At 58.9% G+C, this 15513-nt stretch carries 10 protein-coding genes; 6 read left to right on the top strand and 4 right to left on the bottom strand.

The annotated features are described in order from the left end of the window. The first annotated feature begins 1 nt into the window (after position 1). From FXB38_RS35965 to FXB38_RS35940, 6 genes are all read left to right on the top strand, one after another. The gene (locus FXB38_RS35965; protein WP_148755678.1) at positions 2-790 is read left to right on the top strand and encodes an ABC transporter permease; all 789 of its coding nucleotides are present in this window, start codon (positions 2-4) and stop codon (positions 788-790) included. A gap of 194 nt (positions 791-984) precedes the next feature. Beyond that, a complete protein-coding gene (locus FXB38_RS35960) occupies positions 985-2997 on the top strand; it encodes a carbamoyltransferase family protein (protein ID WP_148755677.1) in 2013 nt (670 codons plus the stop codon). Between the two features lie 194 nt (positions 2998-3191). Further along, entirely contained in the window at positions 3192-4166 is a 975-nt protein-coding gene (locus FXB38_RS35955; protein ID WP_148755676.1) for a nodulation protein NodZ, read from the top strand. 925 nt (positions 4167-5091) lie between these two features. Continuing rightward, entirely contained in the window at positions 5092-5934 is an 843-nt protein-coding gene (locus FXB38_RS35950) for an SDR family NAD(P)-dependent oxidoreductase (RefSeq protein WP_148755675.1), read from the top strand. A gap of 259 nt (positions 5935-6193) precedes the next feature. Further along, positions 6194-7948: a nif-specific transcriptional activator NifA gene (nifA, locus tag FXB38_RS35945; RefSeq protein ID WP_148755674.1), complete on the top strand. Its 1755-nt coding sequence runs from the start codon at positions 6194-6196 to the stop codon at positions 7946-7948. Positions 7949-8367: 419 nt separating this feature from the next. Next, entirely contained in the window at positions 8368-9234 is an 867-nt protein-coding gene (locus tag FXB38_RS35940) for an electron transfer flavoprotein subunit beta/FixA family protein (protein WP_148755673.1), read from the top strand. Positions 9235-9801: 567 nt separating this feature from the next. On the opposite strand, the gene tcuC is transcribed toward FXB38_RS35940, so the two are convergent. From tcuC to glmS, 4 genes are all read right to left on the bottom strand, one after another. Continuing rightward, positions 9802-11151, bottom strand: a complete 1350-nt coding sequence (tcuC, locus tag FXB38_RS35935) for an MFS transporter (protein WP_148755672.1) — start codon at positions 11149-11151, stop codon at positions 9802-9804. A gap of 303 nt (positions 11152-11454) precedes the next feature. Next, the gene (locus tag FXB38_RS35930) at positions 11455-12312 is read right to left on the bottom strand and encodes an IS3 family transposase (RefSeq protein ID WP_148755671.1); all 858 of its coding nucleotides are present in this window, start codon (positions 12310-12312) and stop codon (positions 11455-11457) included. Beyond that, on the bottom strand, positions 12309-12710 hold the full coding sequence (locus FXB38_RS35925; protein ID WP_148755670.1) for a helix-turn-helix domain-containing protein: 402 nt from the start codon (positions 12708-12710) through the stop codon (positions 12309-12311). Before FXB38_RS35925 ends, FXB38_RS35930 begins: the two co-directional genes overlap by 4 nt. A gap of 785 nt (positions 12711-13495) precedes the next feature. After that, positions 13496-15322, bottom strand: a complete 1827-nt coding sequence (glmS, locus tag FXB38_RS35920) for a glutamine--fructose-6-phosphate transaminase (isomerizing) (RefSeq protein ID WP_148755669.1) — start codon at positions 15320-15322, stop codon at positions 13496-13498. Between the last annotated feature and the right edge of the window lie 191 nt (positions 15323-15513).

Here is a 15513-nt window from a genome sequence, read left to right as displayed (position 1 = left end):
GATGTGGCAACGTTTTGCGCCGGCGCTCCCTGCTAATCCATGGAACTGGATCGCGGTATGGCGCCGAAATTTTCTAGTCTGGCGGAAAGTCGCTCTGGCATCGATTCTTGGGAATCTGGCCGAGCCGATGAGCTCTCTGTTCGGTCTCGGTTTTGGCCTTGGAATGATCATAGGTGGCGTTGAGGGGACCTCATACATCTCGTTTCTGGCGGCAGGCATGGTGGCCACAAGCGCGATGGTCTCCGCAACCTTCGAAACGATCTATGCAGCTTACGCTCGCATGCAGACAAACTGCACGTGGGAGGCAGTACTCTGTACGCCCCTTACGCTCGGCGACATTGTTCTCGGTGAAGTGGCATGGGCAGCGAGCAAGGCCTTGCTCGCCGGGACGGCGATTACGATTGTTGCCGTCGCACTGGGTTATGCGGAGTGGTCATCCATCCCCTATGCGTTACCAGCCATCGCCCTCACTGGCGTTACGTTCGCGAGCCTCGCAATGGTCGTTTCAGCACTTGCACCGAGCCACGACTATTTCATCTTCTACCAGTCTCTCATTCTCACGCCCATGATGTATTTGAGCGGGACGATCTTCCCAATGAGCCAGTTGCCAGGGCCATTTCAACGCATAGCCGCCTTCTTGCCGCTGACTCATTCGGTCGATCTCATTCGTCCGGCAATGCTCGGTCGGCCGGTCGACAGCGTCGGCTTGCATGTGGGCGCACTTTGCATTTACGCAGCGTTTCCCTTCCTCGTCTCGGCCGCGCTGCTTCGGCAACGGCTGATGCGGTGAGAGGAAAAAGACCTCAAGCGAAGCATCGCGTGTGCGAGATCAGATATCGGGCGTAACGCGATTCGCGTGCGACGCTTATGTGAGCCTCGTTACGCTAGCGATGCCTGATCTGCCCCGTGGCGATGTGCGGTCTACTCGCAAGGCAAGCGACACGAAATAGGCCAACAGGCCTCTCAGGATGAACGGAGAACAAGATGCTGTGTCTAGGATTGAGTGGCGGGCTCGACAGGGTCTATGAAAATCCGCTTGAACTACCGAACACGTTTCTGCACGACGGCGCCGCAGTACTTGTCAAGGACGGGCGCGTGATCGCTGCCGTTGAAGAGGAGCGCCTCAACCGGATCAAACACTCAAACAAGCTCCCGAGCAGTGCGATTGAATACTGTCTTGCAGCTGCGGGTGTGGAGCTTCGCGACGTCGATCGTATTGCGTTCTACGCCACCGAACCCTATTGCAACGCGATGCTCGAACGGCTGTTCATCTCACAACCTGAGATCTCAATTCCGCTAAATGCTAATTTGCTGTTACGGCACCTTCTGGCGGCGGAGTTCGGCACCGAAATTGATCCCTCGCGGGTATCATTCGTAGGCCACCATCAGGCCCATGCCGTGAGCGCTCTGGCGATGTCGGGTTTTGAAGAAAGCCTGGTTCTCGCGATCGACGGTTGTGGCGACTTCCTCTCGGGTCTCTTGGCGGTCGGGTCGGGCACCGAAATGACCGAGCTTATGACGTTTCCAGAGAATAACTCTCTCGGGCTGTTCTATCTGGAGACGATCCGATATCTCGGCTACGGCTTGTTCGACGAGTATAAGGTTATGGGACTGGCTCCTTACGGAGATCCCGCACGCTATCGCGAGCTCTTTGCCCAATTCTATGAGCTCTCCGCAAACGGTGGCTACCGCGTTCACCTCGACCGGATCGGCCCGGCATTGCTGCGCAATATCGAGGTCCGGCGAAAGGGAATGCCGTTCACGCAACAGCATCAAGATGTGAGCGCATCGTTGCAGGAGGCGCTGGAGCGGATCGTGTTTCACATTCTTCGGCATTACCGTGAGTCGACCGGAATGAAACGGTTGTGCCTGGCTGGCGGGGTGGCCCACAACTGCACACTGAACGGAAAACTTCTGTATTCAGGCCTGTTCGAAGACATCTTCGTGCAGCCCGCTGCGCATGATGCCGGATGCGCATTGGGCGCGGCACTGATGGTGTCGAACGAGGCCGGGCAGCCGGCGCCCCGCGAGCGACTCCAGGCGGTTTATTGGGGGCCAGATGTCGGCAGCGACGACAGCATCGAACAGGAACTGAAGGGATGGGCCGGACACCTCGAGATTGAACGGACCGCTGACGTCGCAGCCAGAGCAGCCGAGTGGATCGCTGATGGCGCCGTGATCGGGTGGGTACAGGGCCGGTCCGAGTTCGGCCCTCGTGCGCTCGGCAACCGCAGTATTCTTGCGGACCCGAGGCCCGCCGCAAACAAGGACCGGATCAACGCGATGGTCAAGAAGCGCGAAAGTTATCGACCATTTGCGCCATCGGTTCTGGAGGAGGATGCGGGCGCGTTCTTCGAGTTGCCGGATGGCCGCGCAGAGTATCCCTTCATGAATTTCGTCGTTCGCGTGCGCGAATCCAAGCGTGCTTTGCTGGGCGCGATCACGCATATCGATGGTACGGCCCGGCTGCAAACGGTTTCCCGAACGAGCAATGCCGCCTATTGGGAACTCATCAATGCGTTCAAGAGCCGGACAGGCGTGCCGATTCTGCTAAATACGTCATTCAACAACAATGCCGAACCGATCGTAGATTCCGTTGCCGATGCGATTACGGCGTTTTTGTCGACCGAGCTGGATGGCCTTGTGGTCGGGTCATTCCTCGTCAAGAAGCGGGCAACAACGCTCGAGAGCTGGACCGCACTCGCTGTATCACTGCCACCCCATGTATCCCTTTACCGGGTTCGCGCTCATTCGGGCCGAGAACGCCAGGAGACAGTCTGCGAGATCCGTATGGGTCACTCCAGCCAGGACAGCGTGCGCGTCTCGCATGACCTGTTCGAGATGCTGATGCAAATTGAGAAGGAAGCTGTTCTTGCCGATCTTCTCGCCAGGGTCACCTCTGACAGGACTAGGCACGAAGCTCTCGTGAACGAACTGCGCGGGCTCTGGGATCAGCGCCGTATTCGGCTGCATCCGTCACAGACAGCGCGGTCGTAAAAGGTGAGCGTGCGGAAGAGGGCTTCGTGGACGCCTCTTGCATGACCTGCCAATCGCGGTGCCGTGAAGGATAGGCTTGCGGGTTGATCGCCTTGCGTCCAGGTGACCAGCCGTCCATTGGCGTGGATCGGAATCGCAGATGAGTAGGTCCGCCACACAAAACTGATCTTGCGCAACGAGAAGGGTTTGATAACTTGACGAAGGAACGCTTTGTTATTTCTCGGAGGCGTACCGGCTTTGGTGATTGCCTCTGGTCGCTGGCGTCGGCTTGGTCGTACGCGCAGCGGACCGGGCGGACGCTCGTCATCGACTGGCGCGGTTCCTGTTACGTCGACCAACCGTTCAGCAACGCCTTTCCGGTGTTCTTCGAGCCGGTTGAGGACATCGCTGGAGTGCCGGTGATTTGCGATGACCGGGTCAACCAGCTCTCGTTTCCCGGACCGTTCTTCCCGCGGTGGTGGAATAGGCCATCGATCGACTGCATCAATCGCCCGGATGAGCAGATCTTCCGAGAACGTGACGAACTGACCGAGCTGTTCCAGGCAAGAGAAGATAACGAAGCCAACACCATTGTCTGTGACGCTTGCCTGATGTGGCGTTGTGGCGAGGAAGCCGAACGACTGATCTTTCGGAACATCAAACTCAGGCCTGAGATTCGAGCGCGGATCGACGCGTTCTGTGAGGAACACTTTAGCGGCCATAGCATCATCGGCGTTCATGTTCGGCACGGCAATGGCGAAGATATCATGGAGCATGCGCCGTACTGGGCCGATTCGGAGCTCGCCCTTCGTCAGGTCTGCATGGCAATCCGTAAAGCTAAGGCTTTGCCATATCCAAAGCCTGTAAAGGTCTTCCTGTGCACGGACAGTGCACAGGTGCTCGATCACGTATCGGGTATGTTTCCCGATGTCTTCGCCGTACCAAAACGTTTCCAGGCCGATCGGGCAGGGCCGTTGCATAGTGCGGAAATGGGAATTGAAGGTGGAGCTTCCGCTCTCGTCGACATGTATCTTCTTGCGCGATGCGCTACCGTGATCCGCTTTCCCCCAACCAGCGCCTTCACGCGCTATGCCCGTCTGCTCGTGCCACGCATTATTGAGTTTGATCTGAGCAATCCGGAGCATTTGACCATGATCGATAACCCATACGAGCATTTCGCGGCTTCATGAAGTGCCGCGAGTCTGAGCCTGAGCAATGGTCGGCTAGATCATCAGGCTGACACTGCTGGCTAGGACATCATCGAGTTTCGCAACCTCTCGCAGAAACGGTGGATGGTGACGTCCGTCCGCAAGCGACGGCTGACCGGCGCACTACCACGGATGCGGTGCGGGTGGGAGGGCGAACGCCCGCGAGACGTAGGCCAATGCCGGCGAGCGCCGGCGGCCTTGCCCCAATGCTTCGGGCCGTCCTGTGTAAGTCGAGTCGCGCGGAAAGGTTATGGCCTGTCCTGATCCGGCCCAAACCGCCATCGCTGGCCAGACGGTGAAGAGCACGCCAATGGCGGTCCGGGCTGCCGAGGAAATCTGACGTAGCAGATAATCACGTCAGAATGTCCCAGCAGCAAGGAGGCGCGTCCGGTAGATGGATGGCCTTTGCTGGGCAATCCTTTTCCGGTCAGCTCGTTATCTTGACTACAGCCTTATTCATGCGCCGGTTGCAGAAATCCTTTCGGCCACAGCCGATGAACAGCACGACCCGCAGCCCATCGATAGGCCGCATGTGCGCCCGCGCGTCCAACGGCCGAGAGCAACTTGGACGAACTGGTCATCGCTCCTGACCTCCGCCAAAGGCGGCTGATCTATCTCCGCCAGCCCGAATGAGCCACCGACCACCCTGGAGCGCGACACCAGTCAGCTCGCCCTGGGAGCAGCACAAGCCTCTCGGCTCCAAGACGTAGCGCGCGCGCATTGGGCGGCGCGCCCGGAAAGCTCGACGACAACAATTGCTGCGGCGTTGCTGCTGTCGAAAAGCAAACAGGCCAGATGTTCCGAACCTGCCATTTGGGTCGCAAAAGTGCGCCCATTGTGACCTGCATCGTTGTGGCCCGGATCCTGCACCAGGTGCGCAGGCGAGGGGGGCGGAAGGGAGCGGCGTGTGAATCGAGGTCTACTAGATGACAAAGCGGTCGCAGCTCAATCGTCGGAAACGGACCCTGGCGGTCCAGTTCACACTCACGCTGGTCGAGCGGGCCGCCCGCTGCGTGACCGGAAGACGCTGGTATTGACCGGGGCATCGCGCGGTATCGGTCGCGCCACTGGAAAATTGTTTTCGGAAGCCGGTTGGCGCGTCATTTCTTGCGCGCGCCAACCATTCGACGCGGTGCGCTGCCCATGGGACTCAGAGGACGACAGCTATATCAAAGTCGACCTGAGCGATCATCGGACGCTGCCGCGCCTGATTGCCGAGATCAAGGAGCGCCTTGCCGGCGCACCGTTGCACGGACTGATAAACAATGCCGGAAATTCACCAAAAACGCCGAACGGTGCCCGGCTGACGTCGCTGGCGACCTCAGTCGATACCTGGATGAGCGTGTTCCACCTCAATCTGGTGGCGCCGATCCTGCTCGCTCAAGGTCTGTTCGATGAGCTAAAAGCGGCTTCAGGCTCGATCGTCAATGTGACTTCGATCGCCGGCTCGCGGGTGCATCCATTTGCAGGCACGGCATATGCGACTTCGAAAGCTGCGCTCGCTTGTCTTACGCGCGAAATGGCGCACGATTACGCCTCACATGGCATTCGCGTCAATGCGATCGCGCCCGGAGAAATCAAGACGGACATTTTGTCGCCTGCCACGGAAGCGCATCTTGTGCCAAAGATCCCACTTCGCCGAGTGGGTACACCCGAAGAGGTCGCCAAGGTCATTTTCTTCCTATGTTCAGATGCGGCAAGTTATGTCACTGGCGCCGAAGTCCCGATCAATGGCGGACAACACTTGTGATGAATTCGCCCCCTGGCGAAGCCCGGCTAATCTGAGCCTCATGGATGGAACTCATGTTGGCCAGGGCGAATCCGCGCAGGGAGTTGGAAAGAATAACGCAGCAAATCTAGTCACTGTAGGTGCTGCCGACGTGCCATGAAGAGGCGTCATCTCTCGCCCGCCCTGAGAACTGGATGTCAGATCGAGGGGGCATGCAACACGCGTCCAACAAGTCCGATCAAGGTGATGGGAGGATCAAGAAAGGAACGGAGAAGTCGTTATGCTGGACAGCGTTTCCCTGCGCGAAAAACCAAACTCAACCTCCGACGCGGACCCCTCCGGTTATATTGTGCCGTTGCAAGAGAAATCGCTAAGCACGATCTTTGAAATAGCGCACACGCTCGCCGGCCTATCCAGGCTCGAAGCCAAGCTGGAGAGCGTCATCGAGCGTCTGCAATCGCTCGTGCAGATGCGGCGCGGCATCGTGTGTCTCTTCGATCATGACGGCGTGCCCGATATCATCGTAGACGACGGTCGGAACGAAGGCCGCGATGCCCGCTGCGGGGTGCGCTTGTCGCAAGGAGCAATTGATCAAATCGTGGCGTCGGGGCGGCCGCTCATCGTCGAGAACGTCGCGCTGCATTCGGCCTTCAGTCCTTCGGACGTCGAGATGCTAGATGCCGCCGGCAAAGCGCGTGTTGCGTTCATCGGCGTTCCCATAGACATTGACGAGAAAGTTGTGGGTACGCTGAGCATTGACCGCATCGCGGACAACGGGACGCGCGCGCAGCTTGAGGACGACCTCCACCTGTTGACCATGGTCGCTAGCCTTCTGGGCCAGACGGCGAAGCTACATTACTTTTTTGAGCGCGATCGCGGGCGCCCTATGGACGAGGAGTTCCGGCTGCAGAAGCAGCTGTCCGAACTCAAGCCTCTTGGGCGGGAGCGTAAGAAGGTTCAGGTCGAGGGAATTATCGGCGACAGCCCGGCGCTGCGCGCGTTACTTGAGAAGATCGAGGTGATCGCAAAATCCAACAGCACGGTTCTGCTGCGTGGCGAATCGGGTACCGGAAAAGAGCTGGTCGCGAAGGCGATTCACGAGCGTTCAGCGCGCGCCAAACGCCCCTTTATCAAGCTGAATTGCGCAGCCCTGACTGAGACGGTGCTGGAATCCGAATTGTTCGGTCACGAGAAGGGGGCGTTTACGGGCGCATTCAACGTGCGCAAGGGGCGCTTCGAGCTCGCCGACAAGGGAACGTTGTTTCTAGATGAGATCGGTGAGATCTCGGCGTCGTTTCAGGCGAAGCTCCTGCGCGTGCTTCAGGAGCAGGAATTCGAGCGGGTGGGTGGCAATCAGACGATCAAAGTCGACGTCCGCGTGATTGCAGCCACGAACAGGAATCTTGAAGAGGCGGTGGCAAGGAAGGAGTTTCGTGCCGATCTCTATTACCGCATCAGCGTGGTTCCTCTGATACTGCCGCCGCTGCGCGAAAGACGCACTGATATTCCGCTTCTCGCCGCTCGGTTCTTGAAGAACTTCAATAATGAGAACGGCCGTGCTCTGGTGTTCGATTCAAGTGCGATTGAGGTCCTCATGAATTGCGAATTTCCAGGTAATGTTCGCGAGCTCGAGAACTGCGTGCAGCGGACCGCGACCCTCGCGCAAGGATCGTCGATCGTAAGACAGGATTTTGCCTGCTGCCACGGGCAATGCCTGTCGTCCATGCTATGGAAGTGTGGACCGGAGGAAATGGCGCGACGGCCGAGCCCGACAATCTCACTGCCCGCGAGTCTGAACATGCCGCCTCCAGAAACTGTGACAGCCGTTCAACCGGTCAGTAGCGAGTTGACACCGCTAGGGCCACCCGGGCGACCCGTAGTGGGGGCTGCGAAACTCACCGATCGCGAGCGCGTCATCGCAGCCATGGAAAGATCCGGGTGGGTACAGGCGAAGGCGGCGCGCCTGCTTGGACTGACCCCGCGCCAGATTGGCTATGCCTTGCGAAGACACGGTATCGAGATCAAGCGCTTCTGAACAAAGCGTCGGGCTCGCTCCTCTCTCGCGCTCGGCCGACTGGGATAGGAGAGCGTGGCAAGAGGCGGTTGCCAGCTCTGATGCATAAAGCGGATGCTAGCCTTATGCCTTGGTTGGGACAGGCTCGCCGGCGATGTGTAGGGCGTCTTCGCGTCGGCCGCTCTTGTCATCGTCTGTTTGCAACGTATTCGCCCTGAAAACTGGCTTGGCGTCGAGCCGGCGCGTGATCGCTGCGGCTCCGTTGCTGCCTGTAATTCAGATCAGCTTGAGATCACGCCCATGCTCAAGCCGTCGCAATTGCGACAACCGGCTCGCCGTCAACCGTCAGTCATTGCATGCCTTCCTCATCGGCGAAATGCCTGGGGTGGTATGACATTTGCTGCTCGTCGGGAGCCGGCTCAGCATCTTAGGAAAAGTACATGCACAGCATCGTCTGCATCAAACAGGTCCCCGACTCCGCGCAAATCCGCGTGCACCCTGTTACGAATACGATCATGCGCCAGGGCGTGCCGACAATCATCAACCCATATGATCTCTTCGCACTGGAAGCTGCGCTCGAGCTACGAGATAGGTTCGGCGGCGAAATTACCGTCCTCACAATGGGGCCGCTGTCGGCCGCAGAATCTCTCCGAAAGGCACTGACATTTGGTGCCGATCGCGCTGTCCTGCTCACCGATCGTAGCTTCGCGGGCTCCGATACGCTGGCGACGAGTTACGCGCTGGCGTGCGCGATTCGAAATATCGCGAGGGAATATGGCCCACCGGACGTCATATTCACTGGCAAGCAGACGATCGACGGCGATACGGCGCAGGTGGGGCCTGGCATTGCAAAGAGGCTCGGGGTCCAGCAGCTTACTTATGTTTCCACAATCAAAGCGTTGGACTTCAAAGTACGCACGATCGAGGCGGAACGGCGCTGCGAAGGCGGCGTCCAGGTGCTGCGTTCCAAGCTGCCGTGTCTCGTCAGCATGTTAGAGGCAACCAATCAAATTCGCCGCGGTGCAATGATAGATGCGTTGCGTGCCGCCCGTGCCACTATCGTAAAATGGAGCGCCCAAAATGCCGGCGTGGATGACATGGCCAAATGCGGTCTGAGGGGGTCGCCGACCGTCGTCAAACGTGTTTTCGCGCCCTTCGCGCGAGCGGAGAAGGCGACGTGGGTGGAGGCGGCCGAGCAGCCGGCGCAAGCATTGATCGACGCCATGTTCAAGCGCAACCCTATGCTCGAAACGGAGCTCGCACAGCTCGCGCGCGGTACCTTATCTGCGCAAGCTAGCGGTGCGTGAAGTCGCGGCTGATCGAGCGGAGCCGGCGATGGCCCGGGTCGTGGTCATGCATGGGCCCGTCGCTCGGTTGCACTAGGCACGATCAACCTTGTCGACCGCTCTCCGCGAAATGCGATAAGGGTGAGCATTCAACTTGCGTATCTCAGCGCCGAGAGGCCGGTATCGGATCAACATACCAGTCGTCTCGTTACGCTAACGTTCGGCGACCTGCGATCCGCCAATTCACTGGGGAATTCATGCAGCCTGAAGACGTGCCCGTTCAGTTTGTGTGGCAGCCGCACAGAATGCCGCTAATTTCAACGCGTGGACCTCGCGCGAGGGATCTATCCCCTCGCGCGAGATCTGCCGTGTTTCACGTAACTGCAAAGTGCGAGCGTCATCGCGCCGTTCGACCACAGAACGAAGGGTGGCGATAATGTTCAGCCATTCCTAGTCAACGCCAGTTCGTCCCGCGAGATCGCATAGGACGAACCGTGACCGGCAGAGTGGCCCGCCCACTCACCGCAAGGGCAGTGACGCACCAAGTTCAGTTCAGTCTTGGGCCGTCAACGTCCCAGTGGGCGCGTGCTAATGCGTGGTAAATTGCGCGGCTACGGCCTTGTTAGACCGCTCGGGACGCGACGGCTTCGCAACTCTCTTGGTGCTTCCTGGATAAATCGTGAGTGCGGCGATGATGCCGAGCAAGGCGGCAAACATCAACCAGAAACCGGGCGAAGCCTTGTCGTCGGTCCTATCGATCAACCAGGTCGATGCGAGTGGGGTAAACGTGCCAAAGAGAGCTGCCGCGAGTGCGAAGGCCAAAGAAAAGCAGGTTGTGCGAACGTGCTTCGGCACGATTTCGACCAAAGCGCCCAACATGGCGCCGCTATAGGTGCCAAAGTAGAACGAGAACATCATCTCCACTACCAGCATCTTGCCAAAGCTTGGGTCGGTCACAAGCCAAGACAACGCCGGATATACAGTCACCAAGGCGAGGCCGGCAATGGTCAGTAAGACCGGCTTCCGGCCGATTTTGTCTGAAATCGCGCCGCCGATTGGGTTCCAGATGAAGTTCGTCACGGCGACCAAAAGCGTTACCAAGAGCGTGTTCTGCGACGACAGCTGCAATACGTGCTTGCCGAACGTAGGCGTGTACACCGTGACGAAATAGAAGGTCGTGGTCGTCAGCATCGCGATCATCATGCCAAGAAGGACAACGCGCCAGTTCGCAACCGTGGAGGCAAAGACCTCGCGGGCCGTTGGGTGGGTCTTCATGGCCAGGAATTCCGGAGTTTCCTCCAGCGTCCGGCGCAGGAAGAAGATAAGCGGAACGATCAAGCAGCCAAGGAAGAACGGGATCCGCCAGCCCCAGGCTGCAACCATTTCGGCCGGAAGTGCTTCGCTCAAAAAATATCCGATAAGAGCCGCGACAAAGATCGCAACCTGCTGGCTCGAGGACTGAAACGATGTGTAGAAACCGCGATTGCCCGGAGTGGCAATCTCGGAAAGGTAGACGGAAACGCCCCCAACTTCAACGCCGGCAGAAAAGCCCTGCAACAGCCGTCCGAACAGCACGATCACGGGTGCGGCAATGCCGATCGTCGCATAGCCGGGACAAAAGGCGATGATGATGGTGCCAATCGCCATTATCGAAAGCGTAATGATCAGGCCTTGCCGACGGCCAATCTGGTCGATATAGGCTCCAAGCACGATCGCGCCAACAGGTCGCATCAAGGCACCCAGCCAGAACACACCGAAGGTGTTCAGCAGCGACGCGGTTTCGCTTGCTGATGGAAAGAACGCGTTTCCGATGGCACTGGCGTAGAACCCGAACAAGAAGAAATCGAACTGCTCGAGGAAGTTGCCGCTCGTCGCACGTAAGATGTCGCCAATGCGCAATTTGGCATTTGACGCGTGCTCAATGGACGCTGGTGACATGGCGAGGTTCCTCTCGGTTTGAAATGGCCGGTTCCGAGAAAATCTCACGCCAGCCGAGTGCAGTGTCACGGCCGCGAATCTGCCATCAGGGCACTGTCGACCAACCCGTAAGCGCCTGACGTTTCCGGCATATTTTCGGCAATTGCCGCAATGTCGCATGGATTTTCCGGCCTTATTCCGCTCGCGCAGCAGGAGTGACTCTCAAGCTACTGAAACCTCGGGCGATTCTAGGTGACAAGGTTGGACTGCACCCCTCAAGTGAGACACGATAATCTCGGTGACAGGGTCGGTTGCCACGACGGGTTATCGTGCCTTATTTTGCGCGAACATGGCTTCGAACTCAAGGGGCGATTGATAGCCGAGCGCTGAGTGCAGGCGTTCCTTGTTGTAGACGTCCGCGATGAAGCTATCGATCCGGCGACGCGCGTCTCGGATGTCGGAGAACGCCTTCCCGTTGACCTCTTCGGCCTTGAGCGTCTTCATGAAGCTCTCAGCCTTGGCGTTGTCGAAGGGGTTGCCCGGCCTGCTCATGCTGATCGTGATGTCACGATCCGCTAATATTTGGCGATAGGCGATCGAGGCGTATTGCACACCGCGATCGGAGTGATGGATCAGGCTGCCGCGTTGCGGCTTGCGGGCCTCGATTGCCCTGTCCAATGCCGCGATCGCGAGGGAGGCATCGAGCGTGTTCTCGAAGGCCCAGCCAACCGCCTTGCGCGAGAAGGCGTCGAGGATGACCGCGAGATAGGCGAAGGTCCTGGCGAGATGGACGTAGGTGATGTCCGCGACCCAGATCTGATCAGGAGCGGACGGCACCAGGCCGCGCACGAGATTCGGGACGACGACAATGTCCCTTGGTCGCTCTGCCGGCGGCTTCAGGAATGGCGCCTTGCGCTGTGCGAGAAGATTATCCTCGCGCATGAGCCTGAGCACCTTCTTGGCATTAACGACCATGCCCTTGCGTCGGATGGTGGCAGTCACGCGCCGGTAGCCGTAGAACGGATGCTTGAGGCAAATGCGTTGGAGCTGGTCGCGCAGCTCGCAGTCGGCCGTCTCACGACTGCGTCTGGTGAGGTGCCGGTAATAGGTCGCGCGTGGCAGACCGGCCAGGCCACAGAGCCGTTGCACGTCGGCATTGGAATCCGTTGCCTCCGATGTCATGGCTTGGATGACTTCGACGATGCGGATGCGGGTTTGCCTTGCGCTACCGGCCGCTCCAATGCGCGCAAGGCTTGCCGAAAAAAATCAAGATCCATCTGCTGGCGGCCGACCAGCCGTTCGAGTTCGGCAATGCGGGCATTCGCTCGCGCCAGTGCAGACCGCTTGTCGTCATAGGTTGCCGGAGCTTTGAGCTTCCGGGGGCCAGGCTTCGGTCCTGGCTTGCGGTTCAATCCCTCCGGCCCTTGCGCCTTCCAGGCCTTGATCCAGTCGTGCAGTATCTTACGCGATATCCCAAGCTCGCGCGCCAAAGGCAGAACGCCTTCGCCTCGCTCGACACGCTTGATCGCCTTCAATTTGTAAGCCGTCGGAAACTGACGGTTCTTCGCTCTTGCTGCCACAGGTCATCCTCGGAAATGCCCTGTCACCGAGATTATCGTGTCTCACTTGAGGGGTGCAGTCCAAGGTTGTTGTTTGCGGCGTGGCGGGTTTCTCATCGAGCGCATCGACCTGGAATGAAAGGGAAGCACGCGATGCGTGGCATACGCCGCGCGGCAGGGAAGAGCTTCGTGAGACAGGTCGCGCTAGAACAACTCGCCAGAATGCGATTGGGGCCGAGCCGGACTAAACATGTCACCCGATGTCCAGCGATTTGGGTTGGACGGAAAAGGTTTGGTGAGCGTGCTGGCGATCAAGCCCGTCCGCGAACGCCGATCGCCATGCTCGGCAAGTGCCACGTTGTCCTTCGAAGCGAGACGCGCCTCGTACTTCGAGGGGCGCTGCGGTCCGAATGCGGTCCAAAACCCGCACTGAGCGGAGAGGAACATAGCGGCCTCCGCAGCGATAACGGGCATCGTTTGGATCAATCCAATAGGTTCATCTGGCTTCCACGCCGCATGAAAAACCTGGTTGTTCGTCACCAATTATAACCTGGTCCAAGCAATCGGAACGCCGCGATCGGTCATATGCGACTCCTTGTTTGCCGGAAGACGCGCCAGCCTCTTAACCTGATTGGCCGTAGATTTTGCGCATGAGTCTCAGCTTCCCGACCATGAACCGGCACAACCAAATACGCCATGCGATGGCGTCGGGCCTGGAGTTGGGCGGCACATCATGATGAGATCTGCCGGGGCTTTGCGCGCCCTCGGTAATGACCCACGCCGATTCCAGGTGGCGTTGCCTTGGCTCATTCGACGGTGACCGATTTCGCAAGATTTCGCGGTTGGTCGACGTCCGTGCCCATCAAGCTGGCCGTGTGATAGGCCAGGAGCTGCACCGGAATTGCATAGACAATGGGCGTAAATGTCGTCCCCATCTTCGGCAGCACGATCGTCGCGAGTGCATCCTTGGACACCTCCGCGGCTCCGCTAGCGTCCGTTATCAAGATAATCTTGCCGCCGCGTGCGGCGACCTCCTGCATGTTCGAGATGGTCTTTTCGAAGAGCCGGTCGCAAGGAGCGATGACAATTACGGGAACGCTCTCGTCGACCAAGGCGATGGGGCCGTGCTTGAGCTCTCCGGCCGCATAGCCCGCGGCGTGAATATAGGAGATTTCCTTCAGCTTCAGTGCCCCTTCCAGCGCCAGTGGAAACGACGTGCCGCGACCAAGATATAGCACGTCACGCGATTTGGCGATGTCGCGTGCGAGCTTCTCGATCTGCGGCTCGCTGGCAAGCGCCGCTGTAACTAGCCGGGGAATTTCGATCAGCGCTCGCACGAGATCGATCTCGTCGCTCTCCGACAATTCACCCCGCGCCTTGCCCGCAGCGACCGCAAGCGCCGCCAGGACGACCAGCTGGCATGTGAACGCCTTGGTCGAGGCAACGCCGATTTCAGGTCCGGCGAGTGTCTGCAACACTGTCCCGCTTTCGCGCGCAATGGTCGAACTTTGAACGTTCACGATCGAGAGCGTATGCAGGCCTTGCGATTTGGCGTAGCGGAGCGCGGCCAGCGTATCGGCCGTCTCGCCGGACTGCGAGATGAAGACAGCAAGATCTCCCTTGCGCATCGGTGCCTCACGATAGCGAAACTCGGAGGCGACATCGAGCTCGACCGGAAGACGAGCCAGCCGCTCGAACCAGTATTTGGCGATATGGCCGGCATAGCCTGCCGTACCGCAAGCCGTGATCGAGATATGTCCGATCTCATTGAAATTGAACGGAAGCTCCTGCGGCAGTGCCACGCTCTCGTTGGCGATATCGACGTAGTGCGCCAGCGTCTGCCCGATCACCTCTGGCTGTTCGTGGATTTCCTTCGCCATGAAGTGGCGGTAGTTTGCTTTGTCGACGAGAACCGACGACGTGGCAGATTTCACCACCTCCCGGCGGGCGACTGTGCCTTGTGTGTCGTAAACCACGGCGAAGTTGCGGTTGAGCACAGCCCAATCGCCGTCCTCAAGGTAGGTGATCAAGTCGGTAAGGGGCGCGAGCGCGATAGCATCCGATCCGAGATACATTTCGCCTTCGCCATGGCCGATCGCAAGCGGTGAGCCCTTCCGCGCGCCGATCATGAGGTCGTGTTGACCCTTGAACAGGATTGCAAGCGCAAACGCGCCCACTAGCCGCGGCAGCGACGCTTTTACTGCGTCCTGCGGCGAGCAGCCATTTTTCAGATATGAGTCGATAAGATGCGCCACCACCTCGGTGTCTGTTTCAGAGGCGAAACAGGCGCCATGCTGTTTCAGCTCCGCGCGCAGCTCGCGGAAATTCTCGATAATGCCGTTATGGACGACTGCAACATTGTCCGTTGCATGCGGATGAGCATTGTGCTCGGTCGGCTTGCCATGAGTAGCCCAGCGCGTATGCCCGATCCCGACATGGCCTGAGAGCGGATGGCAGCGAACGCGTGTCTCAAGGTTCCTCAGCTTGCCCTCGGCGCGCCGAAGCTCGATATGATTTCCTTTGAGCGTTCCGATGCCTGCTGAGTCGTAGCCGCGATATTCCAGTCGCTTAAGTGAATCGATGAGTCGATCCGCGACCGGACCGCGCCCCAAGATGCCGACAATTCCGCACATGCTAATCAGTTTACCTCAAGTTCACAACAGAGCGTCCCGCAAGTCGCGCCTGACCAATTCGCTCGCCATAGCTATCGGCCAGTCTAGCCGGTGCCTGCCCTCGATCGGGCACGCGTCACCCGGCGGTGCGCGAGCTCCAAGCAACACGTGGAGCCCTGTCGAATTCGCCGGAAGATCCTAAAGCAACTTTC

It is taken from the genome of Bradyrhizobium cytisi (genome assembly GCF_008123515.1).
GTDB classification, from domain to species: Bacteria; Pseudomonadota; Alphaproteobacteria; order Rhizobiales; family Xanthobacteraceae; genus Bradyrhizobium; species Bradyrhizobium cytisi.
The sequence above is the reverse complement of the archived record's forward strand: the minus strand, read 5'-3'. Positions and strand labels throughout refer to the sequence as shown.

Coding starts and splice junctions, on each gene's coding strand:
- glmS (WP_148755669.1), bottom strand. CDS start 15,322: ATGTGCGGAATTGTCGGCATCTTGGGGCGCGGTCCGGTCGCGGATCGA.
- FXB38_RS35940 (WP_148755673.1), top strand. CDS start 8,368: ATGCACAGCATCGTCTGCATCAAACAGGTCCCCGACTCCGCGCAAATC.
- nifA (WP_148755674.1), top strand. CDS start 6,194: ATGCTGGACAGCGTTTCCCTGCGCGAAAAACCAAACTCAACCTCCGAC.
- FXB38_RS35965 (WP_148755678.1), top strand. CDS start 2: ATGTGGCAACGTTTTGCGCCGGCGCTCCCTGCTAATCCATGGAACTGG.
- FXB38_RS35960 (WP_148755677.1), top strand. CDS start 985: ATGCTGTGTCTAGGATTGAGTGGCGGGCTCGACAGGGTCTATGAAAAT.
- FXB38_RS35930 (WP_148755671.1), bottom strand. CDS start 12,312: ATGACATCGGAGGCAACGGATTCCAATGCCGACGTGCAACGGCTCTGT.
- tcuC (WP_148755672.1), bottom strand. CDS start 11,151: ATGTCACCAGCGTCCATTGAGCACGCGTCAAATGCCAAATTGCGCATT.